Origin of the sequence: Microbacterium sp. (genome assembly GCF_047606685.1) — a bacterium.
Lineage (GTDB): Bacteria > Actinomycetota > Actinomycetes > Actinomycetales > Microbacteriaceae > Microbacterium.
The window spans coordinates 41,579-68,138 of the sequence record NZ_JASGEC010000061.1 but is presented as its reverse complement, the minus strand read 5'-3'; the positions used below and the strand labels follow the sequence as shown (position 1 = coordinate 68,138).

Annotated in this window: 20 protein-coding genes and 3 tRNA genes; 12 read left to right on the top strand and 11 right to left on the bottom strand. The window is 69.8% G+C overall.

The genetic code is table 11. The features are described from left to right. Positions 1-16: 16 nt before the first annotated feature. The gene (locus tag QM611_RS07315) at positions 17-748 is read right to left on the bottom strand and encodes a zinc ribbon domain-containing protein (protein WP_415079248.1); all 732 of its coding nucleotides are present in this window, start codon (positions 746-748) and stop codon (positions 17-19) included. Between the two features lie 41 nt (positions 749-789). On the opposite strand from QM611_RS07315, the gene QM611_RS07310 reads away from it, so the two are divergent. Next, positions 790-862, top strand: a tRNA-Val gene (locus tag QM611_RS07310). A gap of 1,028 nt (positions 863-1,890) precedes the next feature. Beyond that, positions 1,891-2,457: a hypothetical protein gene (locus QM611_RS07305; protein ID WP_415079247.1), complete on the top strand. Its 567-nt coding sequence runs from the start codon at positions 1,891-1,893 to the stop codon at positions 2,455-2,457. Positions 2,458-2,472: 15 nt separating this feature from the next. Here QM611_RS07305 and QM611_RS07300 read toward each other — a convergent pair whose 3' ends face one another. Beyond that, positions 2,473-3,240, bottom strand: a complete 768-nt coding sequence (locus tag QM611_RS07300; RefSeq protein WP_415079246.1) for a hypothetical protein — start codon at positions 3,238-3,240, stop codon at positions 2,473-2,475. Between the two features lie 174 nt (positions 3,241-3,414). On the opposite strand from QM611_RS07300, the gene QM611_RS07295 reads away from it, so the two are divergent. After that, positions 3,415-7,104, top strand: coding sequence for a hypothetical protein (locus QM611_RS07295; RefSeq protein WP_415079245.1), 3,690 nt, complete (start codon positions 3,415-3,417; stop codon positions 7,102-7,104). A 48-nt stretch (positions 7,105-7,152) separates the two neighbouring features. Here QM611_RS07295 and QM611_RS07290 read toward each other — a convergent pair whose 3' ends face one another. Further along, positions 7,153-7,683, bottom strand: a complete 531-nt coding sequence (locus QM611_RS07290) for a ribonuclease H family protein (protein ID WP_415079244.1) — start codon at positions 7,681-7,683, stop codon at positions 7,153-7,155. A 185-nt stretch (positions 7,684-7,868) separates the two neighbouring features. Here QM611_RS07290 and aceE point away from each other — a divergent pair, with 185 nt between their 5' ends. The 6 genes from aceE (at position 7,869) to QM611_RS07260 (ending at position 15,465) form a co-directional block, all read left to right on the top strand. Next, entirely contained in the window at positions 7,869-10,598 is a 2,730-nt protein-coding gene (gene aceE, locus QM611_RS07285) for a pyruvate dehydrogenase (acetyl-transferring), homodimeric type (protein WP_415079243.1), read from the top strand. A gap of 29 nt (positions 10,599-10,627) precedes the next feature. Continuing rightward, entirely contained in the window at positions 10,628-11,830 is a 1,203-nt protein-coding gene (locus tag QM611_RS07280; protein WP_415079242.1) for a PucR family transcriptional regulator, read from the top strand. Between the two features lie 95 nt (positions 11,831-11,925). After that, on the top strand, positions 11,926-12,849 hold the full coding sequence (locus QM611_RS07275; RefSeq protein WP_415079241.1) for an ACP S-malonyltransferase: 924 nt from the start codon (positions 11,926-11,928) through the stop codon (positions 12,847-12,849). After that, positions 12,846-13,844 carry a beta-ketoacyl-ACP synthase III gene (locus tag QM611_RS07270; protein ID WP_415079240.1) on the top strand — a complete coding sequence of 333 codons (999 nt, stop codon included), beginning with the start codon at positions 12,846-12,848 and terminating at the stop codon, positions 13,842-13,844. Before QM611_RS07275 ends, QM611_RS07270 begins: the two co-directional genes overlap by 4 nt. A 68-nt stretch (positions 13,845-13,912) precedes the next feature. Continuing rightward, positions 13,913-14,161 carry an acyl carrier protein gene (locus tag QM611_RS07265; RefSeq protein WP_415079239.1) on the top strand — a complete coding sequence of 83 codons (249 nt, stop codon included), beginning with the start codon at positions 13,913-13,915 and terminating at the stop codon, positions 14,159-14,161. 65 nt (positions 14,162-14,226) lie between these two features. Beyond that, positions 14,227-15,465, top strand: coding sequence for a beta-ketoacyl-[acyl-carrier-protein] synthase family protein (locus tag QM611_RS07260; protein WP_415079238.1), 1,239 nt, complete (start codon positions 14,227-14,229; stop codon positions 15,463-15,465). Between the two features lie 214 nt (positions 15,466-15,679). Here QM611_RS07260 and QM611_RS07255 read toward each other — a convergent pair whose 3' ends face one another. Beyond that, entirely contained in the window at positions 15,680-16,183 is a 504-nt protein-coding gene (locus tag QM611_RS07255) for a DUF3145 domain-containing protein (protein WP_415079237.1), read from the bottom strand. A gap of 182 nt (positions 16,184-16,365) precedes the next feature. On the opposite strand from QM611_RS07255, the gene QM611_RS07250 reads away from it, so the two are divergent. Beyond that, positions 16,366-16,439 (top strand) — tRNA-Ile (locus QM611_RS07250). Positions 16,440-16,499: 60 nt separating this feature from the next. Here the strand turns inward: QM611_RS07250 and QM611_RS07245 are convergent. Continuing rightward, positions 16,500-17,276: a hypothetical protein gene (locus QM611_RS07245; RefSeq protein WP_415079236.1), complete on the bottom strand. Its 777-nt coding sequence runs from the start codon at positions 17,274-17,276 to the stop codon at positions 16,500-16,502. Between the two features lie 168 nt (positions 17,277-17,444). On the opposite strand from QM611_RS07245, the gene QM611_RS07240 reads away from it, so the two are divergent. Continuing rightward, complete coding sequence (locus tag QM611_RS07240; RefSeq protein WP_415079235.1) at positions 17,445-19,448, top strand: DUF262 domain-containing protein; 2,004 nt, start codon at positions 17,445-17,447, stop codon at positions 19,446-19,448. Here QM611_RS07240 and QM611_RS07235 read toward each other — a convergent pair whose 3' ends face one another. Continuing rightward, positions 19,449-20,537, bottom strand: a complete 1,089-nt coding sequence (locus QM611_RS07235) for a DMT family transporter (protein ID WP_415079234.1) — start codon at positions 20,535-20,537, stop codon at positions 19,449-19,451. A gap of 42 nt (positions 20,538-20,579) precedes the next feature. Here QM611_RS07235 and def point away from each other — a divergent pair, with 42 nt between their 5' ends. Continuing rightward, positions 20,580-21,146, top strand: coding sequence for a peptide deformylase (gene def, locus QM611_RS07230; protein WP_415079233.1), 567 nt, complete (start codon positions 20,580-20,582; stop codon positions 21,144-21,146). 53 nt (positions 21,147-21,199) lie between these two features. Here def and QM611_RS07225 read toward each other — a convergent pair. The 5 genes from QM611_RS07225 to dusB form a co-directional block, all read right to left on the bottom strand. Beyond that, a tRNA-Asn gene (locus tag QM611_RS07225) sits at positions 21,200-21,272 on the bottom strand. A gap of 75 nt (positions 21,273-21,347) precedes the next feature. Further along, positions 21,348-22,139, bottom strand: coding sequence for an ATP-binding cassette domain-containing protein (locus QM611_RS07220; protein ID WP_415079232.1), 792 nt, complete (start codon positions 22,137-22,139; stop codon positions 21,348-21,350). 42 nt (positions 22,140-22,181) lie between these two features. After that, complete coding sequence (dnaG, locus tag QM611_RS07215) at positions 22,182-24,041, bottom strand: DNA primase (protein ID WP_415079231.1); 1,860 nt, start codon at positions 24,039-24,041, stop codon at positions 22,182-22,184. Then, a complete protein-coding gene (locus QM611_RS07210) occupies positions 24,041-25,396 on the bottom strand; it encodes a deoxyguanosinetriphosphate triphosphohydrolase (RefSeq protein ID WP_415079230.1) in 1,356 nt (451 codons plus the stop codon). The genes dnaG and QM611_RS07210 overlap by 1 nt, the downstream gene beginning before the upstream one ends. Continuing rightward, entirely contained in the window at positions 25,386-26,528 is a 1,143-nt protein-coding gene (gene dusB / locus QM611_RS07205; protein WP_415079350.1) for a tRNA dihydrouridine synthase DusB, read from the bottom strand. Before dusB ends, QM611_RS07210 begins: the two co-directional genes overlap by 11 nt. Between the last annotated feature and the right edge of the window lie 32 nt (positions 26,529-26,560).

Sequence of the window (26,560 nt, the reverse complement as noted above, 5' to 3'; positions counted from 1 at the left end):
TGGCGGACGCGGCGCCTCACAGGCCGGACTCCTCGGTCCGCACCAGAATGCACTCGCACTCTGGACACGTCACGACCGCGTTCTCGTCGGCCTGGCGAATCGTCTGCAGGTCGGTGCCGGACAGCACCATGTGGCATCCCTCGCAGGTCTGGCGACGCAAAAGGGCCGCGCCCGCGCTGCGGGTCGCCAGGCGCTCGTAGAGTGCAAGCAACTCGCCGGCGAGGCCTCCCGCGACCGCGCTGCGATCGCGCGTCGCCGCATCGAGAGCCGCCGTCGCGTCCGCGACGACCGCCTGCGCCTCCGTGCTGAGCCGCGCTCCTTCGTCGTTGGTGACCGCGATGAGCGCCTCTTGCGCGGCCACTGCCGCCTCTGCCTCTTCGAGCCGCTCCATCACCTCGAGCTCGGCATCCTCGAGGTCGCTCTTGCGTTTGGCGAGGGAGGCGATCTCGTGCTCGAGCCCCTGCGCGTCCTTGGCGTTGGTGACGGCCTGGAGCCGCTGCGCGTCGCGCTCAGCGCGGGCGTCGACGATCGAGACATCCGATTCGATCCGGGTGAGCTCCGCCTGCAGGTCGTCGCGCGCGCCCAACCTGGTGGCGAGCTCTTGCGACAGTTCTTGGCGTTGCGCGATCAGAGCCTGCACACGCACGGCCTGCGGGGGCTGGCGGCGGGTCTGGTCGGCGTGGCGGATCCGCGCGTCGAGGGCGGCGAGATCGAGGAGTCGCCGCTGATCGGCGGGTGACGCGTTCACGCGTCCAACCTACGACACCGGCCTGCCTAGACTGAACCCGAGGGCCTTTAGCTCAGCGGGTAGAGCAACTGGTTTACACCCAGTAGGTCGTCGGTTCGATCCCGGCAGGGCCCACCCAGAGTGTCTTACGGGAACACGCGACATCAGTAGATGTTGGGTGTTCCCGTTTCGCTTCCTTGCCTCCGCGCGCTTCGCTGACGATCGTCTTGAACGGCTCCGCGAGGCGCGGGCGTAGCTGCTCGTCGTCGGTGATCTCCAGCCGCGTGTAGTACGCCTGGTTCGCCAACCTCCGATTCCCGTCGTCCGAGCGCTCGTAGGCGCGGTGTGGGTCGGTCAGCAGGCGCAGGGAGTCGTGGAGGAACGCCCGCGCCCGTGCGTGGTGTTCATCGTCCTGGGCGAGACGTTGTTCGATGTCGGCAAGGCCCGCGCGGATGCGGTCTTGGTGCCGCTTCAACGTGGGTAGGTCGATGGCGTCGGCGAAGTGCGCCGCCAGCAGCTTGTCGCTCTCGGCTTCGAGCCTGGCGCGGTTGGCGGTGAGGTCGGTGAAGTCCTGGTCCCATCCGGCGCTCTGCTCATCGAACGCGGCATCGACTTCGGCGGCGAGATGTCGGTAGTCTTCCTCGCTGATCGTAATGTCTCTGTAGGAGTCCTCGACCGGACGCTCAGCAACCTGGACGGGCACGGCGCGTCGGGTGCAGGTGGTCTTCTTCGCGGCGCGGCTGGAGCAGACGAAGTAGGCGTAGGTGGTGCCGCGCGGGTTGGTCTACCTCGACCGCCGGGCCGAACTCATCCACCGCTTCATGATCGAAGTGTGCAATGGCAACCAGCCGCACCTGCACGACCTCTTTGACGGAGCCTGATCGGCAACAGGGCCGGTGTGGACTCGCCGACTCGTCGCGCTTCCGAGTGGGAGAATGTTGAAACCCCGGCCGTGTGATCGGCTCCGAGGAGCTACAGGGACGGTTCCGGGGTGTTCACACGCCAGACTACCTCAGGAGCAGCGATGACGCACCACTCTGGCGAGACGTCGGAGTGGGAGTTGATGCGTCGGCACTTCTCCGACGAACGCCTCCGCCTCTACCTGACCGCGACCGACGGTGATGAAGAGGCCGCGGCACGCTTGTACCAGTGGAACAGCCGCTGTGTACCAGTGGAACAGCCGCTGCTCGGCAGCGTTCTGGGAAGCCCTCGGCTACCTGGAAGTCTCCCTCCGCAACGCTCTCGACGCACGCCTGATGCTACGTCAGCGCAATCAGGGGCAGGCTCGGCACTGGGTGTTCGACGACGCTCGACTGTTGGGCCGTGACGCCCGTGGGGTTGGTCGTCACTCTTATCCATACCTAGACATCGCAACCGCGATCCGCCGGGTACAGGCCAACGGGAAGCCGCTCGACCCTGCGCAGATCATCTCGGAACTGCCTTTCGGGTTCTGGCATCAGCTTGTTGCCCGGAGGCAGATGTTCCTCTGGCCGGACCTCGCCGCCGCGTTCGCCCATGCCCCGAACCGTTCCCCGGTCCCGGTGCGGAATCGACTCGCCAGGATGCGTGATCTACGCAACCGCATCGGGCACCATCACCGCATCTGGTCGCTCGACCTCGATGCTCGGTGGGATGACTTGCTGACCCTGGCCGGGTGGATCGACCCCGTGTTGCGCACCTGGATCGAGACAAACACGGGCGTCCCCCTTGCACTCACAGTGCGCCCATGAAGTCGCGTGCCGTTCTCACCGCAACTCCCGCGTCTTCGCCCACACCGTGCCCCGGTGAACCCCGAACCGGCGCGCCAGCGCGTTCACGCTCACGCCCTGCGCGCGGGATGTTCGCATAGCGTCCACTTCCGCCTCAGTGAGCCGTGTTCGAGCGCGTCTCCTTGGCTCCGCCGCCGCGATGAGTGGATCGTCGGGCTCGCCCACGGGCTCGACGGCGACCCCAAGCTCCTGATTCCATGCGTAAACCAGTCTCTCAACCCGTGGTCGTCTGTTCCCGCAGCGTTCCATTGCGCCCACCCAATGTTGGATGTTCAAGCTTCCGACAAGAGCAGTTTTGGCGTCTGCCCCTGCCTGTACCAGCTCGTCGTAGGCGAGCGCATCGGCATGGAGCGCGGTGGCGAACAGGGCATCGAAGGGTTTGCCGTGGTCGGCGGTCACGATGTCGGTGCCGTCGTGCTCGTAGACGCTGATCCGGTCGAAGAACGCTTGGTTGCAGATGCGCCGCAGGGAGTCGTCCAGGCTCATGTAGATCGCGTGGGCGTTGCCGGCCAGGGCCAGGCAGTCCCAGATCCACCGTTGTTCTGACAGTCCCGTGGTGCGCCAGGTCGCGCAACTGCTGCGAGAGCGCCGAGCAGCTCGCAAAGCACTTGCGAGAAGGCAACCTGACCGTGACGGCCGCGTGCTGATGCTGGTCGCCAGCGCGCGATACTGGTTCCGAATACCCACGGTCGGTATCTCACTGGCGACGGGCACGTGCGTGCTGGGAGCCTTGTTCGGAGTCATCGGCTGACGAGAGCAGCGTCTCAGCGACGAGGACGCTCCGAGCACACAGCGTGCCGCACACTCCCCTGCCAGCCCTCACCGCCGGCACATATCACATTGATATCCAGGCTAGGATCACTTCTCAGGTTGGCGGTGGAAGCCCGCGACCGTCCCCACCGACGACCGAGGAAGCCTGTGTCCGATCGCCGCATCCCTCCGCGCCCGCGCCTTCTCGTGACCACCCTGATCGCCTCTCTCGTGCTCGTTGCCGCCGGGGCGGGCTCCGCCCACGCCGTGCGTGTCGAGGACAATGTCTCGCCGAACACGACCAATTACGACATGCAGGGCAGCAATGCCTACCACGCCTACGCGGCCGAGGGGGAGTGGATCCACTTCTGGGGCAGTACCGGCTCCACGACGATCACCGCTCCCGACGGCACCGTCATCGGGCCCGCTACGGCGAACAGCGCCACGATCTCCACGCCGATCCAGGTGACGGTGGCGACGGAAGGCGTGTGGGTCGTGCAGACCGGGGGCAGCCTCAACAGCGAAAGCAGCACCGCCCAGAACTGGTCGTTCGCCGTCTACGACGGGAATCCGGGATTCACGGGCGGCACCAATCCTCGTAGCCAGACCGTGGCGACCGGCGTCAGCGAGATCACGGGGCGAGTGTGGACGGAGGCATACAACATCAGCCAGAGCGGCGGAACCAGCTACCTGAAGGAGCTCACCTTCTGGCTGCTCAATGACAGCGGCTACCAGTACGCGCTGACCCTGCGCAACTACAACGGGGTCAACTCGACGGTCACCGCGACCTCCCTCGGCTTGCCGGTCGGACTGACGAGTGCCGGCGTGGCCACCGAGGACCAGTGCACGCCCTCCTACCAGTCGTTGGATGCGAACACCAACCCGACCGGCCCGCCGACGGTGCCCTGTTCCGTGCCCTACCGCGTCTTCTTCGAGGAGCCGAACACCGACCTCCCGGTGAGCGCCTCAGCGTGGGATTCGACCGCGGCGGCCACCGTCACCCAGGTGATCAAACCTGAGCCGGTCGACCCGGAGACGCTGTCGGCGACGGATTTCACGTACACGCCGACTTCGTCGGAATCCGCGGCGGGTGTGTTCTCCTACGACCTGGGAGACAACTTCTTCGGAGGGTACAGCCTGCAGATCGACGTCAACAACGACGGCGACTACGACGATGCCGTCGACCGTGTCATCGAGCTCGGCGCCGCGGGGGAACCGATCGAGTACGAGTTCGACGGCCTCGACGGCGAAGGCAACACGATCGCCCCGTGCACGCAGCTGAGCGCCCGCGTCTACGTCGACCGGATCGGCGAAGTGCACGTGGTGCAGACCGACGTGGAGGCCCGCACGATCGAGCTGATCCGGCAGAACGGCCCGTCCACCGGCACCGACGTCATCTACTGGGACGACACCAACACCTCCTCTCGCGGCAACACCACATCCGTCACGGATGGCACCTCGGGCGTGGCCAGCACGGGCGGCGTGCACGGGTGGACGTACGGGACCAACTCCTGGGGCAACAACAAGTACATCGACGACTGGACGTACGTGGAGGCCGACCGCGACGCGGCCACCCTCGTCACCCCCGGCACGTGCCTGCAGGTCGCGAAGACCTCGTCAGCCGACGACAACGACGCCTCCGCCTCGGTCGGGGACACCGTCGAGTACACCGTGACCGCGACGAACATCGGCGACGCCGACTTCACGGCGGACGACCCCGCGGTGCTGGTGGACGACCTGTCAGGCGTGCTGGACGTCGCCGACTACAACGACGACGCCCAATCCGATCCCACCGATGGCGCGATCACGTATTCGCAACCGCGACTCACGTGGACGGGCCCCCTGGCGGCGGGCGATTCGGTCGAGCTGACCTACTCCGTGACGGTCACGGATGCCGGAGGCGACGGCGCGGGCCGCAACGTCGCCTTCGGGATCCCGTCGGGAGAGGATGCCGACGATGTCGACACGCCGGCGTGCGACGAGGACGGCTACGACAGCGACACCAATCTGTATTGCGCCTCGACGTCGTTCTCGGTGCCGAGCCTGCGCATCGAGAAGCAGTCCGACGTGACGAGCCTGCCCGCCGACGGCGCGACCGTGACGTACACCGTGACGGCCACCAACACCGGCCCCGGCGCGTACACGACCGCCTCCCCCGCGATCGTCGTCGACGATCTCAGCGACGTCCTCGACGACGCGACACTCGACGAGGACTCGCTCACGGCCAGTGTCGGCGATGACCCGACGCTCGACGGCGAGCGTATCGTCTGGACGGGCGCCCTCGTGTCGGGCCAGTCGGTCGCGATCACGTACACCGTGACCTACGAAGAGGGGGCGGGCGACGCGACGCTCGTCAACGTCGCTTTTGGCCCCACCGACGTCGATGAAGACACGCCGACGTGTGATCCGCGCACGGACGACGGCCTTGACGAGGCGACGGGTGTGCCGTGCGACGCCACCTCGCTGCCCGGATCGGATCTGACCGTGACCAAGAGCGCGAGCGCTGCGTCCGGCACGAACGTGGAGCCTGGCGACGTGCTGACCTACACGCTGACGTTCGCCAACGACGGCGAGGCCGACGCGACGGTGGACTACACCGACACGACGACAGGCCTGTCGGACGACGCCACGATCGCGGACATCGTCTCCGAGGACCTGACCGCGGTCGCTTCGGGAGATCCGCTCGAACAAATCGTCGTCACCGGCACGGTGCCGGCCGGCGCGTCGTACACCGTCACCTACACCGCCACAGTCCTGCCCTTCGCCGACCAGGGCGACAGCATCCTGGCGAACTTCCTGCTGCCCACCGGAGCCGAGCCGCCGGCCTCTGTCGGACTCGACTCGTGCGTTCCCGGCTCCGATGACTGCACGATCCACTTCGTGCCGCACCTGATCGTGACCAAGACGGCCGACCCGGCCTCCGGCACTGCGGTGCAGAGCGGCGACGTGCTGACCTACACGCTGCAGTTCGCGAACGAGGGCACCGGCGCGGCCACGGTCGATCACGTCGACGACCTTTCCGGCGTGCTGGACGACGCGACGCTGACGGCCGACCCATCGACTCCCGGCGACACCCTCACGCCCGTCGTCGACGGAGAGACGGTGGTGATCGCGGGCGCGGTCGCGGCCGGCACGACCGAGACCGTCACGTACCGGGTGACAGTGAACCCGGACGGCTCCCATGGCGACAACGTCTTGTCGAACTACGTGTTCGCGGCCGACGCGACCCCGCCGACGACCTGCGAGTCCGATGACACCGCATGCACGACGCACGCGGTGGGTGAGTTGTCGGTTGCCAAGAGCGTCGACCCGGCATCGGGATCGGACGTCGCTCCGGGAGACACGCTGCGCTACACGCTGAGCTTCGAGAACGTCGGGACCGGCGCCTACGACGTCGACCTCGTCGACGACCTTTCGAACGCGCTCGACGACGCCGATCTCACTGATGAGCCGGCGTCGCTGTCAGGGCACGTCCTGCCCGGCGCCGTGACCGCCGATCAACGCCTGCCGCTGACGGGCACGCTCCCGGCCGGCGAGAGCGACCAGGTCGGCTACACGCTCACGGTGCACGACGAGGCCGACCTCGGCGACGGCGTGATCGCGAACTGGGTGCTGGATCCGGATGCGGCAACGCCCAGCACCTCCTGCGAGGTGGACGCCACGACCCCGTGCACGGTCAACGGCGTCGTGCTGTCGGCGAACGACAACACGAGCGACGACGACACGACCGACGACGAGGCGAGCGACGACGAGCTGGCAGCGACGGGGGCGCAGCTGACCTCTGCTGCAGTCCTGTTCGCGCTGCTGCTCACTGCGGCCGGCGGCGTGCTGTACGCGCGCCGCTCTCGTCGAGCCTGAGTCCCCTGTGCCGGGCCGGCGCTTCCCCACGCGCCGGGCACGCGGCGCCTAGCGTCGCGTTCGTGACGGAGCGGCCGAGACGTCGAGTTGAGGATGGCGTCCGCCCAGCGACGACCACGCGCTCGCCGTGCCCGCCGCAGCGTGCTCCGCGGCCCGCACGGCCCGCTCGTCCGCCCACTCGTTGAGGACATGCCCGCGGTGGCCGCGGACGTGCTCGAGCACGGCGTCAGGCAAGCCGGCCGCGCGCCGCGCGTCGCGGACGGCGATGAGCTGCTCGAGGATGGCGCGGTTCTTCGTCGGCGCGCCCGTGGAGGTCTTCCACCCCCGGCGGCGGTGGCCGTCCATCCACGACACGTAGGTGTCGATCGCGTATCTGGAGTCTGCCTGCACCACGAGCTCGTCCACCTCTGGGTGGTCCTCGAGCGCGTGCAGAAGGCCGAGCAGCTCGCCGATGTTGTTCGTGCCCTCCGTCAAGGCCCCGGCCGCCCAGTGTCCGTCCTCGCCGACCCACGCCCAGCCGGTGGGGCCCGGGTTGCCCTTGCACGCGCCGTCGGTGGCCACGACATAACGGGAAGTCACGGCGCAAGGCTACCCACATCGCCGCGTCGTGGCGCACTCGAGGCTGCGAACCGCAGGATCGCGAGGCGTCAGCCGTGCGAAAGTGGCTAGGCTGAGGAGCGCCTGCCGTTTGTCAAATGGCGACAAGTGACGGGCGCCTGCTGTTACTCACTTGGCACAACCCGCCAGTCGACGAAAGGCCGCACGTGACCGTCCACAATCAGGATCCGTACTCCCAGGGCCACACCGACAGCGATCCCGACGAGACCGCGGAATGGCAGGAGTCGCTCCAGCAGCTCGTCGACGCGAAGGGCTCCGGCCGCGGTCGCGAGGTCATGCTCAGCCTGCTGCAGAAGTCGCACGAGCTGCACCTCAACGTGCCGCAGGTGCCGACAACCGACTACATCAACACCATCGCTCCCGAGAACGAGCCCGAGTTCCCCGGCGACGAGTCGGTCGAGCGACGCTACCGCCGCTGGATCCGGTGGAACGCCGCCATCACCGTCCACCGAGCGCAACGCCCGGGCATCGGCGTGGGCGGGCACATCTCCACCTACGCCTCGTCGGCGTCGCTCTACGAGGTCGGCTTCAACCACTTCTTCCGCGGCCTTGACGACCCGTCCGGCGGCGACCAGGTCTTCATCCAGGGGCACGCCTCCCCCGGAATCTACGCGCGCTCGTTCCTCGAGGGCCGGCTGAGCGAAGCCCAGCTCGACGGCTTCCGGCAGGAGAAGTCGCAGGCGCCCAACGGCATCCCCTCCTATCCGCACCCCCGGCTCATGCCGGAGTACTGGCAGTTCCCCACCGTGTCGATGGGCATCGGCCCGATCAACGCGATCTACCAGGCGATGACCAACAAGTACCTCACCAACCGCGGCGTCAAAGACCTGTCCAACAGCCGCGTGTGGGCATTCCTCGGCGATGGCGAGATGGACGAGGTGGAAAGCCGCGGGCAGCTCCAGGTCGCCGCGAACGAAGGCCTGGACAACCTGACCTTCGTCGTCAACTGCAACCTGCAGCGCCTCGACGGGCCCGTGCGCGGCAACGGCAAGATCATCCAGGAGCTCGAGGCGTTCTTCCGCGGCGCGGGGTGGAATGTCATCAAGGTCGTGTGGGGCCGTGGCTGGGACCCGCTGCTGGCCGCCGACCGCGACGGCGCGCTTGTCCAGCTGATGAACGCGACCCCCGACGGCGACTACCAGACGTACCGTGCCGAAGACGGCAAGTTCATCCGCGACCACTTCTTCGGGCGCGACGAGCGCGCGGCCGCGCTCGTGAAGGACTGGTCGGACGAAGACATCTGGGGCAAGCTCAGCCGCGGCGGCCTGGACTACCAGAAGGTCTACGCGGCCTACAAGACCGCCGTCGCGCACAAGGGCCAGCCGACGGTCATCCTCGCCAAGACGATCAAGGGGTACAGCCTCGGCTCGCACTTCGAGGGGCGCAACGCGACCCACCAGATGAAGAAGATGACGCTGCAAGACCTCAAGGACTTCCGCGACACGCTGCGCATCCCGATCTCCGACGGGCAACTGGAAGAGAACCCGTACCTCCCGCCGTACTTCAACCCGGGCGCCGAAGACGAGACGATCCAGTACATGCGCGAGCGCCGGCGCGCCCTCGGCGGGTTCCTGCCGGAGCGGCGCGCCACCCACGTGCCGATCACGCTCCCCGACGACAACACGTACGCTCAGATGAAGAAGGGGTCGGGCACACAGGAGATTGCCACGACGATGGCGTTCGTGCGGCTCCTTAAAGACCTACTGCGGGTCAAGGGCTTCGGACACCGCATCGTGCCGGTCATCCCCGACGAGGCGCGCACGTTCGGCATCGACGCGTTCTTCCCGAGCGCCAAGATCTACAACCCGAACGGCCAGAACTACACGGCGGTCGACCGCGAGCTGCTCCTCGCCTACAAGGAGAGCCCGCAGGGCCAGATCGTGCACGTCGGCATCAACGAGGCCGGCGCCGTCGCGGCGTTCACGGGGCTGGGCACGTCGTACGCCACGCACGGCGAGCCGCTCATCCCGGTGTACGTCTTCTACTCGATGTTCGGATTCCAGCGCACCGGCGACGCCCAGTGGGCTGCCGCCGACCAGATGGCGCGCGGGTTCGTGATCGGCGCCACGGCTGGCCGGACCACACTCACCGGCGAAGGCCTGCAGCACGCCGACGGGCACTCGCTGCTGCTCGCGTCGACAAACCCGGCGACGGTGTCGTACGACCCCGCGTACGGCTACGAGATCTCGCACATCGTGCAGTCCGGGCTCGATCGCATGTACGGCGGCAACCACCCCGACCCGAACGTCATGTACTACCTGACCGTGTACAACGAGCCCATCGTCCAGCCCGCCGAGCCCGAGGGAGTGGATGTCGAGGGCATCGTCCGCGGCATCCACCGCATCTCCGTCGGCGAAGGCGACGGTCCGCGCGCGCAGCTGCTCGCGTCGGGGGTCGGCGTGCCGTGGGCACTGGAGGCCCAGCGGCTGCTGCGCGACGACTGGGGCGTGCAGGCGGATGTCTGGTCGGTCACCTCGTGGTCGGAGCTTCGCCGCGACGGCCTCGCCGCCGACGAGCACAACTTCCTCCACCCGCACGAGGAGCCCCGCACGGCCTACGTGACCGAGAAGCTGCGCGACGCCGCAGGCCCCGTGATCGCGGTCAGCGATTTCATGCACGCCGTGCAAGACCAGATCCGCCCGTGGGTGCCCCAGCGCTTCGCCACGCTCGGCGCCGACGGGTTCGGGTTCTCGGACACACGCGCCGCGGCGCGTCGGTTCTTCAAGATCGACGGCCCCTCGGTCGTGGTGCGCACCCTGCAGGCCCTCGCCGAGGACGGCGCGGTCGATCGAGGCCTCGCAGGCCACGCCATCGAGAAGTACCGGCTCTTCGACGTCAACGCCGGCACGAGCGGCAGCGCGGGCGGCGAGAGCTGACCCGCAGGATGTCGTCGCCGACATCGCCGATGGACAAGACCGACACCCTCGCGTGGCTGCGCCGGATCTCCGGCGACCTCGCGACAGCCACTCTGCGGCGCCTGGAGGAGTCGCTGCCGTGGTACGCGGAGATGCCGCCGGCGCGGCGATCCGCGGTCGGGCTCGTCGCGCAGGCGGGCATCACCTCGTTCATCCAGTGGTACGACGAGCCCGCCTCCACGCCGTGGATCGCTGCCGACATCTTCGCCGCTGCGCCGCGCGAGCTGCTGCGCAGCGTCAGCCTGCAGCAGACACTGCAGCTGATCCGGGTCACGGTGGAGGTGACCGAGGAGCGCGTCGCGGGCAAGGGCGCGCACTTGCGCGAGGCGATCCTGCTGTACTCCCGCGAGGTGGCCTTCGCCGCCGCCGACGTGTACGCCCGGGCCGCCGAAGCCCGCGGGCTGTGGGACGCCAGGCTCGAGGCGCTCGTGGTCGACTCGATCCTCACCGGCGAGACCGACGAGGAGCTCCCGAGCCGCATCGCGGCCCTCGGCTGGCACGGCCACGGCGCGGTGTGCGTGCTGGTCGGCACGACTCCCCCGCAGTTCGACGTCGACCAGCTGCGGCGCACGGCGCGCAAGCTCGGCGTCGATGTGCTGATCGGCGTGCAGGGGTCGCGGCTCGTGCTGGTCATCGGGCGCGCACAGCTTCCCGCCCGGGCGGGAGACGAGCGCGCGCCCGACCTGCCCTTCACCGAGATCGCAAAGCAGCTCGAACCGGGATTCGGACCGGGCTATCTCGTGCTCGGCCCGGCCGTCGCAGCCCTCGTCGACGCGAGCCAGAGCGCCCGTGCCGCCCTTGCCGGCTTCGCGGTCGCCCGCGGCTGGCGCAACGCGCCGCGCCCGGTCGAGGCCGACGACCTGCTGCCGGAGCGCGCGCTCGCAGGCGATCCGCTGGCCAAGCACACCCTCGTGGAGCGCATCTACCGCCCGTTGCAGGCGCACTCGAGCGACCTCGTCGCGACGCTGTGGAGCTATCTCGACAACGGCCGGTCGCTGGAGGCGACCGCCCGCGAGCTGTTCGTGCACCCGAACACCGTGCGGTACCGCTTGAAGCGCGTCTCGGACGTGATCGGCTGGGATGCCACAGGCCCGCGCGAGGCGCTGATATTGCAGACCGCGCTGATTCTCGGCTCCGTCGGGCACGCGGATGTCCGACGCCGCCCGGGCGCGGCGCGGCGGGCCCAGACCTGACGCTCGGGCCCGATTGTCCGGCGCGCACAACCGAATCCGGCATTCTTGTCAGAGCACGACCGGTAGCGGGTATCAGAGTTTGGCAGACTAAGACGGTGATCGTCGTCGTATGCCCTGGTCAGGGCTCGCAGACCCCCGGCTTCCTGGAACCCTGGCTCGCGCTCGACGGCGCGCGCGAACGCTTGGAGCAGTACGCGGACGCGGCGGAGGTGGATGTCGTCGAGCACGGCGTGCACTCCGAGGCCAGCGTCATCCGCGACACGAGCATCGCGCAGCCGCTGATCGTGGCGGCCAGCCTGCTCGCGTGGCACGCGCTGAGCGAGCGCGTCACGAAGGGCGAAGTGGGCGGCATCGCCGGGCACTCGGTCGGCGAGCTGGCCGCGCTCGCGGGCGCGAACGTGCTCTCCGATCTCGACGCCATGCGCCTGGTCGGCATCCGCGGACGGGCGATGGCCCACGCGGCCGCCTTCGAGATCACCGGAATGAGCGCGGTGCTCGGCGGAGTCGAAGACGAGGTGCTCGCTCGGCTCGACGATCTGGGGCTCACCGCGGCCAACCACAACGGCTCCGGCCAGATCGTCGCCGCGGGCGGGATCGGGCAGCTCGACGAGCTGCGCCAAGAGCCGCCGCGCGGGTCCCGCATCGTGCCCCTGCAGGTCGCGGGCGCGTTCCACACGGTGTTCATGGCCTCCGCCGTCGACCGCCTACGCGACGCGGCCGCCGAGGTCCCCGTCTCCGACCCCACGATCACGCTGTGGACCAACCATGACGGCTCGGTCGTGGCATCCGGCCGCCAGGCCCTCGACCTGCTCGTCGGCCAGGTCGCCTCTCCTGTGCGCTGGGACCAGTGCATGGCCTCGTTCGCCGACCACGGTGTCACCGGCATCATCGAGCTCGCCCCCGCCGGCACGCTCGTGGGGCTGGCCAAGCGCGCGCTCAAGGGCGTTCCGGCGGTCGCGGTGCGCACCCCCGACGACCTCGACGAGGCCGTCGCTCTCATCGCCGGGGACCACTCGTGACCGCGTTGAAGCAGGCCGCAGGGCCCGCGTGCACGCGGATCTACGCGTACGGCGCCGCCCGCGGCGAGAACGCGGTGCCCAACGACGACCTCGTGGGCCCGATCGACTCCAGCGACGAGTGGATCCGCCAGCGCACCGGCATCGTGACGCGGGCGCGTGCCCACCACGGCACGAACGCGATCGATTTGGCCTCGGCGGCCGCCGCCGAGGCGGTGCGCCGCTCGGGCGTGGAGCCGTCGAGCGTGGACGCGGTCATCGTCGCCACGATCAGCAATCCGCGCCAGACCCCGTCGGTGTCGGCCATCGTGGCCGACCGCATCGGCGCGAACCCGGCGGCCGCGTACGACCTCAACGCGGCGTGCGCGGGCTTCGCGTACGGCGTGGCGCAGGCCGACGCTCTCATCCGCGCCGGCGCCGCGCACTACGCGGTCGTGGTCGGCGCCGAAAAGCTCAGCGACATCGTCGACCCGACCGACCGCAGCATCTCGTTCCTGCTCGGCGACGGCGCCGGCGCGGTCGTCGTCGGCCCCAGCGACACCCCCGGCATCGGCCCGACGGTGTGGGGGTCGGATGGCTCGAAGTCCGACGCCGTCACGATGAACCACACGCTGACCGAGTTCCGCGACGGCCAGTCGCCGTGGCCGACGCTGCGCCAGGAAGGCCCGACGGTCTTCCGCTGGGCCGTGTGGGAGATGGTGAAGGTCGCCCGCCAGGCCCTCGAGGCGGCGGGCGTGGAGGCATCCGATCTCGCCGCTTTCGTGCCGCACCAGGCCAACATGCGCATCATCGACGAGTTCGCGAAGCAGCTGAAGCTGCCCGACACGGTCGTGATCGGGCGCGACATCGAGACCACCGGCAACACGTCCGCCGCGTCGATCCCCCTCGCCACGCACCGTCTGCTCGAAGAGCACCCAGAGCTCAGCGGCGGGCTCGCGCTGCAGATCGGGTTCGGGGCCGGTCTCGTGTTTGCCGCGCAGGTCGTCGTGCTGCCGTGATCGACCGACCCTAGACTGAACAGCGGCCTCGCGCCCTCATCAGATCCACCGACCCAAGGAGACACCCCATGGCATTCACCAACGACGAGGTCCTCGCCGGACTCGCAGAGCTGATCACGGACGAGACCGGAATCTCAGCAGACGAGGTCGCGCTGGAGAAGTCCTTCACCGACGACCTCGACATCGACTCGATCTCAATGATGACGATCGTCGTCAACGCCGAGGAGAAGTTCGGCGTGACGATCCCCGATGACGAGGTGAAGAACCTCAAGACCGTGGGTGACGCCGTCACCTACATCGCGTCGAACCAGGCGTGACATCCGCGGGCGGACGCTGCGCGCGTCCGCCCGCCTCCCTGCCCCCCGAACGAGGATCCCCACGAATGAGCAATCCGCGCATCGTCATCACCGGCATCGGAGCCACGTCGCCGATCGGCGGCACGGCCCCGGACAGCTGGTCCGCCCTGCTGGGCGGCGCGTCCGGCGCGCGCCCCCTCGAGCACGACTGGGTGGAAGAGCTGCAGCTGCCCGTGACGTTCGCCGCCGAGGCGCTCGTTCGGCCCGACACGGTGCTGGCGCGTCCTGTCGCCAAGCGACTCGACCCGTCGTCGCAGTTCGCGCTCGTGGCCGCGATGGAGGCGTGGGAGGACGCGGGGAGCCCCGACGTCGAGCCCGACCGGCTCGGGGTCGACTTCGCCACCGGCATCGGGGGCGTGTGGACCCTGCTCGACGCGTGGGACACCCTGCGCGAGAAGGGCCCGCGCCGCGTCATGCCCATGACGGTGCCGATGCTCATGCCGAACTCGGCCGCGGGCAATCTCTCCCTCCACTTCGGCGCGCGCGCCTACGCGCGCACGGTCGCGAGCGCGTGCGCGTCGAGCACCGAGTCGATCATCGCCGCTGTCGAGCACCTGCGCGACGGCCTCGCGGACGTCGTCATCGCCGGCGGCACGGAGGCCGCCATCCACCCCATCACGATCGCCTCGTTCGCCTCGATGCAGGCATTGTCCAAGCGCAACGACTCCCCCGCGACCGCGTCGCGCCCGACGAGCGTCGACCGCGACGGCTTCGTCATGGGCGAGGGCGCCGCGGTGCTCATCCTCGAGCGCGAGGACCACGCGAGGGCCCGTGGCGCCAAGATCTACGGCGCCGTGGTCGGCGGCGGTGTGACGGCCGACTCGTACCACATCACCGCGAACGACCCGGAGGGCGTCGGGGCGGCCCGCGCTGTGCGCATGGCGCTGGAGATGGCGGATGCCTCGCCCGACGACGTCACGCACATCAACGCGCACTTGACCTCCACGCCGGTGGGCGACCCCAACGAGTACCAGGCGCTGAAGACGATCTTCGGCTCGCGCGTGGACGAGATCCCGGTGTCGGGCACGAAGTCGTCGACAGGCCACTTGCTCGGCGGCACTGGCGCGCTCGAGGCCGTGTTCACGATCCTCGCGCTGCGCGACGGCGTCGCGCCGCCGACGATCAACATCACCGAGCAGGACCCCGACGTGCCGTTCCGCGTTTCGACCGAGCCGCAGCCAATCGGGTCTGGCCCGCACCTCGCGATCAGCAACTCGTTCGGCTTCGGCGGCCACAACGCCGTCGCCGCCTTCACGTCGGCCTGACGCGCCCCAGACGAACGGACGCCCCTCGGTGAAGCCATACCGAGGGGCGTCCCCTGTGTGTCGAGTCAGGCGGCGGCGATTCGCTTTTCCAGCGCCGGGAAGTGGTCACCGGCATCCGGTAGTCGCGCCTCGCCGCGCCTGAAACCTTCTCTTGAGTTGTGTCGTGTCGCCGCTGTTCGTCTCACGTCGCGGCGTGTCTCATCCCACCCGTGTCTCATCCCACCTTGTGCAGCCATACCACCGGCGCGTCGTCGCTCGCGTGCCGGAATGTCTCCAGCTCGTCGTCCCACGCGGTGCCCAGCGCCACGGCAAGCTCGCGCTGCAGTTCGAACGCGTCGCCGGCAGCGACCTCCATCGCGTAGCGGATGCGGTCTTCGCCGATCACGACGTTGCCGGCCGCGTCGGTCTGTGCGTAGTGGATGCCCAGGCCCGGCGTGTGCAGCCAGCGACCGCCGTCGCTGCGCGGCGTCGGGTCTTCGGTCACCTCGAAGCGCAGGTGCTCCCAGCCGCGGATGGCCGTGGTCAACTGCGCGCCGGTGCCGGCGGGGCCCTCCCAGTAGAACTCGGCGCGGCGCGAGCCGGCGAGCACGGGCTGGTCGGCCCAGTCGAAGCTGACCGGCCGCCCAAGCGCGCGGCCGACCGCCCACTCCAGGTGGGGGCACAACGCTCGTGGCGCGGAGTGAATGAAGATCACTCCCCGCGCCTGTGGTGTCGCCATCCGTCTCTCCGTTCCTCAGGTGCGTCTTCCCCTACGACCTGCGTCACGCGAGCATGGCTCTTGCGTTGTGGCCCCATTATCACCCATGCGGGCGTCGAATGACAAGCGTGTGATTCGGCGCGTCTCCTCGGCTATGAGCGCGGATGCCGAAGACACCCGCCCGTAGGATGGACTCGGTTCGAGCCCCGATAGCTCAGCCGGTCAGAGCAGCGGACTCATAATCCGTCGGTCGCGGGTTCAAGCCCCGCTCGGGGCACGAGGCACAGCAAGGAGCCCCGGTCCGAAGACCGGGGCTCCTCTCGCGAGCTGAGGCGGATCAGGCCTCGCTCATGACCTGCGCGACCTCGGCCTGGCCGCGGGCGGCGTAGTACGCCGCGCGCGCGGCATCCTTCCGCGCCTGCTCGGCGTAGCCGGCGTCGAGGATGTCCTGCGCGACAGGCACGCTCTCGACCTTGTTGCGGCCGTTGTGCTGCGCGATGTAGGCGTCGAGCTCGGGGCCCGAGGTCCACGACGTGATCAGGCAGTAGCGCGGCTCGCTGCCGACGTGCGTCGCGGCGTGCCACAGGCGCTGCGTGTCGATGATCAGCTGCGCGCCGGCAGGAAGGGCGAGACGCGTCTCGCCCTGCGGGTCGGTGCGGTTCTCGCGCAGCACGAAGAAGCTGTCCTTGTCGTCGGACAGGTTGAAGAACCCGCGCACGACCCAGCCGGTGCCGTCGGGGTTCAGGCGGTTGTTGTCGTCCTGGTGCAGGTTGTACAGGCAGTCGCCGTACGTGTTCGGCTGCAGCTCGATGACGCGGCAGCGGCCGACGTTGGCGCCCGGCTCCAGGGCGCGGCGCGTGAGGTTCGGGGCCTTCTCGACCTGCGAGGGGATCCACACGCCGTCTTTGTCGGTGCGCGGCGGCACGGAGTTCCAGAAGCCGTTGCACTCGATCTCGCCGTGCGCCGACGCGAGCGGGGCGAAGCGGGTGTCGCCCGACGACTTCCAGTCGACGTACTCGATGTCGAGCCACTCCTTCGGGTCCAGCTCTTGGTTGTAGGGGTCGAGGACGACGTAGCCCGTCTCCTCGAGAGCAGCGCTCTTGATGTAGCCCATGTGGGAATTGACCTTTCGTAGGAGGGCCAGCACGTTTTTACAGGCCCAACTTAGGCAAGCCTACCCCGGGGCCCTGAGCAGTCCCTGGCGACGCCGCCGGGAATGCCCAGGACCGCGTCTGACTGGTCGTAGGGTATTGGGGGCAACGCACGACGGGAGCGCGAACACATGAGCAGGGCGACGAACATCGATGCGACCGCGGTGAACACCATCGCGTGGCTGTCGGCGCCCGAGACGAACATCGTGGTGCCCGTGTACCAACGCCAGTACCGCTGGGACATCGGCGGGTGCGAGCAGCTGCTCGCCGACATCCGCGCCGTCGCCGACACCGACGGCCGCCACATGCACTTCATCGGCTCGATCCTGTCGTCGCGGGGCCCGTCGGGGTCAGAGCCCGAGCTCGTGCTGATCGACGGCCAGCAGCGCATCACGACGATCATGCTGCTCGTCGCCGCCCTGCGGCACACCCTGCTCGAATCCGACCCGGGCCTGGCCGCGGAGCTTGAGCGGGTGCTCGTGCGGGCGACGGATGCCGGGCGCACCAAACTGCGCCCGCACCGGGCGTGGGCGCGCGTCTTCGAGGACGTCGTTCTCGACCGCACCGACGGGATGCCGCGCGAGTCGCGGTTCGACGACAACTACGCGTTCTTCCGCAGCCAGGTGTCGGCCGACGAGGCGCCCGCCGTGTGGAGCGGCCTGCAGAAGCTCGAGCACGTCGCGATCACCCTCGGCGCCGGCGCCCACGCGCAGCAGATCTTCGAAAGCCTCAACTCGACCGGAGCGCCACTGCGCGACCACGAGCTGATCCACAACTATGTGCTGATGGGCCTCTCGCACGACGAGCAGACCGCGATCGAGGACGCCTTCTGGGTGCCGATCGAGCAGAACACCACCGACGCCATCGGCGCGTTCTGGCGGCACTACCTCGTGATGGTCACCGGCCGGGAGGTCACTGTCGCCGGGGAGCGCGGCGTGTACGACGCGTTCCGCCAGCGCTTTCCCCGGCTCGACGCCGAGACGCTGCCCGCCCTGGCCGACCAGTGGCGCGCCTATTCCGAGGTGTACCGCACTCTGCTGAACCCCGGCGAGGCGCCCGATGAGGAGATCGCCCGGCAGCTCGCCTATGTCAACACGTTCGGGCGCGGCATGTACCCGCTCGTGATGCGCGCGTACCGCGACCACCTCTCCGGCCAGCTCGAGCGCGACGCGCTGATCGAGACCCTCGAGTTCGTGCAGGCGCTGCTGCTGCGCCGCTCGGTCGTCGGCATCCCGAACGAGCGGCTCGTCGCCAGGCTGTGCCGCGCGCGCGAGGAGGGCCGCGACGCGTTCGTGCACGCCATCTCCCGCATCACGCCCTCCGACGAGCGGGTGCGCGTGGCGCTGAAGTACAACGACCTCCCCCACGCCGCGTACGTGCTCGGGCGCATCGCCGGGGTCGACAGCCTCGCCGGCCTCGAGGTCGAGCACGTGTTCCCGCTCGCGCCGTCTGACGAGTGGACCGGCGACGGCGTGCGCGCGTGGGCGGACTACACCGACGACGAGCAGAACAGCCATCGCGCCCTCGCGCAGTCGTTGGGCAACATCACGCTGCTCGAGCAGCCGCTCGCCGAGCGCGCGTTCGACGCGTCGTTCCCGGACAAGCGGGATGCCGCGTACGCCCGCAGCGCGATCGCCCCCACGCGCGAGCTCGCCGAGGCGCCGTCGTGGGGAACCGCCGCCATCTCGGCGCGCACGGCCGCGCTCACCGACCGGTTCGTGCGGGTGTGGCGGCGCCCGCTCGCGACGCTCATCGACGACGACGGGCTCACGCCGATCCTCGACGCCAAACGCCGCCGCGGCTGGCCGCGCGGCTGGGACCGCGAGTTCGCGTACGTGGAGTACCGCGGCGAGCACTGGGAGGTGCACGACGTCAAGCACCTGTTCAACCGGGTCTTCCGGCGGCTGTGGGCCGACGCCCACGACGAGGTGGTGGCCTTCAGCGCGCGCCGCGGCGGACCGATCTTCCCCGCCCAGTCGTGGAACGGCCACTGGGACCGCCTCGACGACGAGAGCTTCCTCTACATGGGATGGGACTCCCGCTACATGCTGACCGCGGTGCAGGGAGTGCTCGACGAGGCGGGCATCGCGCCCGAGGTGTTCGTCAAGTACTCGTACATCGGCGCCGCGATGTAGCTAGCGCCTGTGCTTGTCCGCCTTGTCGTCCCGGTCGTGGATCGGCGGATCCGGCCACACCTTCGCGACGGCCTCGGTGACGCGGATCGAGCCGGTCTTCGGGTGCGGCTCGACGCCGCCACCGCTGCCCCGAGGAATCGGCAGCTCCTGGCTCTCACTGACCACCTGCGGGTGGTGTCGCGCGAGCTCGAAGACGCCGAACACCGCGATGGCGCCCGCGATCGCGAACAGCACGAAAACCCACGGCGGCGCGTGCGAGGCCTCGCCAAGGACGAGCAGGCCAATGAGGATCGCGACGATCGGGTCGATGACCGTGAGCCCGGCGATCACGAGGTCGGGAGGGCCTGACGAGTAGGCGGTCTGCACGAAATACGCGCCGACGGCTGCCGCGACCACGAGGAAGACGAGACAGAGCAACGTGAGCCATTCGAAGTCGGAGGCTTTGATGCGGCTGATCACCACCTTCGCCAGGGTTGCCACGAACCCGTACATGACGCCCGCCCCGACGATGTAGAACAGTGCCGTCATGCGGTGGCGCAACCAGAGCCACAGCGCCGTGCACGCGATCGAGACCACCGCCAGGATGATGAGGATCGTGATGAGCCGGCGGTCGGCGACCGGCTCCTCCTTGGCGAACAGCGCGGCCACGATGACGAACAGGAAGATGCCGCCGACGCACTCGAAGATCGCTCGAACGGAGCGCTTGGTGGGCTGGTGCCCGCTGATGCGCGCGTTCAGAAGCGTCGTGATGACGAGCGCGATCGCGCCGAGCGGTTGCACCACGATGAGCGGGGCGAACGACAGCGCCGCTAGCTGGCACACGATCGCCAGCCCGAGCATGGCGGTGCCGATGACCCACGACGGCCGCGTGAGCAGCCTGCCGAGCTGGGCCGCCTTCAAACCCGTCGTGCCGGACTGGCCGCTCAAACGCTCGACCTTGAGCACGCCGCGGTGCTGGTACTGCGCCCCGAACGACATGAAGACGGCGCCGAGCAGCGCGAGCGGGATGCCGAGCAGGATGCCCGGATCGGCGAAGACGCCGATCAGCACATCGGTGACCTCCCCGAGATCGGCCTCCTGGCTCAACACGCCTCGACACTACCTGCCGAAGGTGGCGGCTAGGCTCAGGACGTGGCCGTTCTGCCGATTCGCATCATGGGTGATCCCGTCCTGCACGCCCCCGCCCATCCGGTGGAAGAGATCACCGACGACATCCGCGCTCTCGTCGCCGACATGCTCGAGACGATGGATGCCGCGCCCGGCGTGGGCCTGGCGGCGCCCCAGGTCGGAGTGCCGTTGCGGATCTTCACGTACGCCTACGCCGACGACGACGGGAACCCGTGGCGCGGGGTGGCGATAAACCCCGAGCTGTGGATTGCTCCGCTCGAGCCGGGCGCGCCGGACGAGGAGACGGAGGCGGAGGGATGCCTGTCGTTCCCCGGCGAGCGATTCCCGCTGCGACGCTCGGAGCGCGCGCTGCTCACCGGCACCGACCTGGACGGCGAGCCGGTGCGGCTCGCCGTCGACGGGTGGCGCGCCCGCATCCTGCAGCACGAGTTCGACCACCTCGACGGCGTGCTCTACATCGACCGCCTCGACGACGGCGCGTGGAAGACCGTGCAGAAGATCGCCCGCAAACGCGGCTGGGGGCGCCCCGGCCAGCAGTGGACGCCGGGAGTCGACGACATCGACGCCTGACACGCCGGCCCGCGAACGAAGAACGGCCCCGGGGTGGAGCCCGGGGCCGTTCGCTCCCCGGCTTGGACTCGAACCAAGAACCTGCCGGTTAACAGCCGGCTGCTCTGCCAATTGAGCTACCGAGGATCGTGCCCGCCGTGCGGACAACTCGACAAGCTTAGCAAAGGCCCGGGCCGCCAGACGACGGCCGGGACCGCGCGCTCAGGAGGCGACGACGCGGTGGTCGGGCCCCGAGCCTGGCGTCCAGATCAGCTCGCCGTCCGGCCCGTCCTGAGCGACCACGTGGCCCTGCCGCAGCACGATGCGGGCCGCGTCGAGCTCGGTCGGCAGCTCGGTGTCGTTCGTGGCGATGACGGCTGCCATCCCGTGCTCTAAGCGGCGGCGCAGGATGGCGTCGCGCACGACGTGGCGCACTTCGATGTCGAGGTTGGCGAGCGGGTCGTCGGCGAGCAGGATGCGGGGCTCGAGCACGAGCGAGCGCGCCAGCGCGACCCGCTGTAGCATCCCCGCGGACAGCTCGTACGGGAACTTGCCCGCCGCTCCGAGCGGCAGCTCCACCTCGTCGAGCAAGGCCGCGGTGCGCACGGCGAGCGCGCGGGCGTTGACCTTGCGGTCGCGGCTGGTGATGGGCTCCGCGATGATGTCGCCCACCGTCATCCGCGCATCCAAGTGGGCGCCCGCGCCCTGCGCGAGGTAGCCCGTGTACGCCACCAGCATGCGCTTGGCCTTGCCCGGGCGGCGGACGCTGATGCCCTCGACGATCGCGTCGCCCCCGTCGACGTGCAGCGCGTAGTCGGCGCGTCCGCTCAGCATCGCGAGCAGGCTCGACTTGCCCGACCCCGTCGGCCCGCTCACCGACAGCGCACCCCCGCGCGCCAGGGTGAAGGTGACTCCCTCCACCACCCGCGCGCCGGCCGGCCGGCCCGACCCGGTCCACGCGAGGCTCAAGTCGGCGCAGGCGATCGCGGCGTGCGTGTCTCGCTCTGTCGGCATGGCTTCATCCTGCCTGTTCTCGTGCCCGATCGCCAAGGCGGCTCAGGGGTCGGCGAGCACGCGCCGGCGCTCGAGGTCGAGGTCTCGCAGCCGCACCCGCAGGGCGCGGCCGTCCTCCGAGTCGGCGGGGACACGCTGCACAGCGCCCAGCAGCTCCGCCTTCTGCGCGTCCAGCTCGCGGGCCACGAGGGCCCGCGCGAGGCTCGCCGCCGACGCCACGGCGCCCTCCTCGTCGCGCGCCGGGAAGTCGGCGGCCAGCAGCTCCTCGCCGAGTCCTCGGTAGGGCTCGCGCACGGCCTCCACCGCGTGCATCGCCCAGCCCGACCGTGCTGCGTCGCCGACGTGCTCGGCCACCGCTGCGCGGACGGCGTCGAGGGCGGGATGCCGGAAGCCCAGCGCCGTCGCCCGGCGCAGCAGGCCGGGATCGATGCGGTGGCCGTACTGCAGGAAGCCCATGAGCGCGTCGCGCTCGAGCGCCACGTCTTTGTGGCGCGGCAGCGACGCGAGCGTCACACGCGCGAGCGGGGCGTCAGCCGCCTGGTCTGGTGGCGGCTCCTGCCGCTGGCGCGAATCTGGCCCCGAGCGGCCGGCGCGGGAGACTTCGCGGCGCACGTCGTTCGGGTCGAGTCCGAGACGGCGCGCCAGAACCCGCACGTACTCGGGCTGCAGCAGGGGGTCGCGCAGGTCGGCGACGACGGGAGCCGCCGCGCGAAGGGCAGCGACCCGGCCTTCGACGGTGGCGAGGTCGAAGCCGGCGATCCGCTGGTCGATCACGAACTCCACCATCGGCGCCTTCGCGTCCATCAGCGCGCGCACTGCGCCGTCGCCCTTGCGGATGCGCAGGTCGCACGGGTCCAGCCCGTCGGGCGCAACGGCCACGTAGGTCTGCGCGTTGAAGCGCTTGGCCTCGGCGAAGGCGCGCAGCGCCGCCTTCTGGCCCGCGGCATCCGGGTCGAAGGTGAACACGACCTCGCCCGCCGAGCTCTCGTCGCCCATGACGCGGCGCAGCACCGTGATGTGCTCGGCGCCGAACGCCGTGCCGCACGTGGCGACGGCTGTCGTGACCCCGGCGAGATGGCACGCCATCACGTCGGTGTACCCCTCGACGACCACCACCCGCTTCGGCTCGCCCCGGGCGATGTCGCGCTTGGCGAGGTCGAGGCCGTAGAGCACGTGCGCCTTGTGGTAGATCGTCGTCTCGGGGGTGTTCAGGTACTTCGGCCCGTTGTCGTCGTCGTGCAGCCGCCGCGCCCCGAACCCGACGGTCTGCCCGGTGACATCCCGGATCGGCCAGACCAGGCGGCCGCGGAAGCGGTCGTACACACCGCGCTGCCCCTGGGAGACCAGGCCCGCGGCGCTGAGCTCGTCGCGGGAGAAGCCCTGCTTCTCCAGCGCGCCGGTGAGGTTGTCCCACCCCTTCGGCGCGTAGCCGACGCCGAAGTGGGCCGCCGCGCCCGCGTCGAAGCCTCGCTCGCCGAGGAAGCGACGGCCGATGTCGGCTTCGGCGCTCGCGAGCTGGGCGCGGAAGAACTCCGCCGCGGCGACGTTGGCCGCGAACAGGCGTGTGCGCCCGCTCGTCTCGGGGGCCGCTCCCCCGTCTTCGTAGTGCAGCGTGTAGCCGATGCGTCCGGCCAGGCGCTCCACCGCCTCCTGGAAGGAGAGGTGGTCCATGTTGCGCAGGAACGAGTAGACGTCACCCGACTCGCCGCAGCCGAAGCAGTGGTAGAAGCCCGACTGGGGCCGAACGTTGAAGCTGGGGCTGCGCTCGTCGTGGAAGGGGCACAGGCCCTTGAGCGAGCCGATTCCGGCGGGCTTGAGGGCGACGCGCTCGCCGATGATGTCGGCGATGTTGGTGCGCGCCTTGACCTCGTCGACGTCGGCTTGCGCGATGCGCCCCGCCATCAGCGCTCATCCTTGTGTCGGCGGCCCTTCGACAAGCTCAGGGACCGGGGGCGGGAGCCGGGGGCCCAGATGCCAATGGACGCGGCGTCGACTTCGCCGACCAGGCGCGTGTGCCATCCGATCGCCAGTTGGTCGGTGAGGCTGGCGACCTGGTCGACCACGACGCGGCGTCGCTCCGCATCCGATTCGGCCGCCGCATGGTCGGCGGCGAACACCGGGTCCAGTGCGTCGGGCCCGGCCTCCCACAGCGCCGTCGCGAGCCGATTCAGCACCTGCCGCTGCTCGCGATAGAGCTGCTTTCGTCCCTCGATCGACACGACGAATGCGCCGATGATGCCCTTCAGCACCGCCATCTCCGCCTCGATGACGCGCGGCACGACGACGTGGGCGTGGTACCGGGTGAGCACGGGCCCAGAGTACGCCTCGCGCGTGGCGACCGTCGCGGCCCGGGCGAACCGGCCGATGAGCTCGGACGTGAGGTTCTTCAGGCGCGCGAGGTCGGCGCGCGACGCCTCGTAGGCGGGAAGCCACTGCTCCAGGCGCATGAGCCGGAACAGGGCGTCGTCGAGCTCGTCGCGCGAGAAGTCGAAACCCACCCACGCCTGCACCGCGTCGACGAGCGCGGCGTGCTCGGCGGGGTCGGCGAGCCGTGCCGGGTCGAGGTAGCCGTTGACCACCGCGTCCTCGAAGTCGTGCACCGAGTACGCGATGTCGTCGGAGAGGTCCATCGCCTCTGCCTCGATGCAGCGCACGCGCCCGGGGGCGCCGTCGCGCAGCCACCGGAACACGGGCTCGTCGTCGGGGTACACGCCGAACTTCAAGCGCCCGCCCGGGTCGGGCAGCGGGTGGTCGGCCGTCCACGGGTACTTGCACGTCGCATCCAGGCTCGCCCGCGTGAGATTGAGCCCGTGGCTGCGGCCGGCGTCGTCGAGCGCCTTGGGCTCGAGCCGAGTGAGGATCCGCAGGCTCTGCGCGTTGCCCTCGAAACCGCCGATGTCTTCCGCCCACTCGTTGAGGGCGCGCTCGCCGTTGTGCCCGAACGGCGGGTGCCCGAGGTCGTGGCTGAGGCACGCCGTGTCGACGACGTCGGGCGACAGCCCCAGCGCCGTGGCCAGCTCGCGGCCGACCTGGGCGACCTCGAGCGAGTGCGTGAGCCGGTTGCGGGCGAAGTCGGCGGGGGATGCCGGGCTGAGCACCTGCGTCTTGGCCGCCAGGCGGCGGAGCGCCGCCGAGTGCAGCACGCGCGCCCGATCGCGGGCGAAGTCGTCGCGCCGCGAGCGATGCTGCTCAGGCAGGACGCGTTCGGTGTCGTGGGCGCCGTAGCCGGCCGGGGCCGGCGGCGCGCTACCCGCCACTGTGATCGAGCTCCGCGCCCGCGAGTTCGCACGACGATTCGGCGCCGAGGTCGCGGGAGTCCAGCCACCGGTCTGGAAGGGCCGGGCGCTTCGGACTGCCCGCACGGCCGCGCTGGCCCTCCGCCGCAGAGCCGGGGTACGGCGCGGTGTGGTCGAGGGTGGCGAGGAGGTCGTCGATCTCGGCCAGCGAGGAGACGGTCGCCAGGAGTGCCCGGATGTCTCCGCCCACCGGGTAGCCCTTGAAGTACCAGGCGACGTGCTTGCGGATGTCGCGGCATCCCCTGCCCTCGTCGTCGAAGAACTCGACGAGCAGCTCGGCGTGGCGGCGGAAGGCGGCGGCGACGAATCCGAGCGTGGCGTCGACCCCGGCCCCTGAGCCTGTCGAAGGGCACCGCACCACGCTCATTGGCCCTTCGACAAGCTCAGGGACCAGGACAGCGGCAGGGGCCAGGGCGCGGGCGAGGTCGCCGAACAGCCACGGGCGGCCGAGGCATCCTCGCCCCACGACGACACCGTCGCACCCGGTCTCGTCCATCATGCGCACCGCGTCGTCGGCCGACCAGATGTCGCCGTTGCCGAGCACCGGAACGCTCGTGACCGTCTCTTTCAGGCGAGCGATCGCCGACCAGTCGGCGGCGCCGGAGTAGAACTCGGCGGCCGTGCGCGCGTGCAGGGCGACGGCGGCCACACCCGCGTCTTCCGCTATGCGGCCCGCGTCGAGGTACGTGAGGTGGTCGGCGTCGATGCCCTTGCGCATCTTCACGGTCACGGGCACGTCGCCGGCCGCGCGCACGGCGCCGCTCACAATGCTCTGGAACAGGCCGAGCTTCCACGGCAGCGCTGCTCCCCCGCCCTTGCGGGTGACCTTCGGCACCGGGCACCCGAAATTGAGGTCGATGTGGTCGGCGCGGTCCTCGGCGACGAGGATTCGCACAGCCTCGGCGACCGTCGCGGGGTCGACGCCGTACAGCTGGATGGACCGCGGCGTCTCGGTCTCGTGGTGGGTGATCAACCGCATCGTGGTCGCGTTGCGCTCCACGAGCGCCCGCGACGTGATCATCTCGCTGACGTAGAGCCCCGCGCCGTACTCGCGGCACAGGCGGCGAAACGCCGTGTTGGTGATCCCCGCCATCGGCGCGAGCACGACCGGCGCGTCGAGTTCGA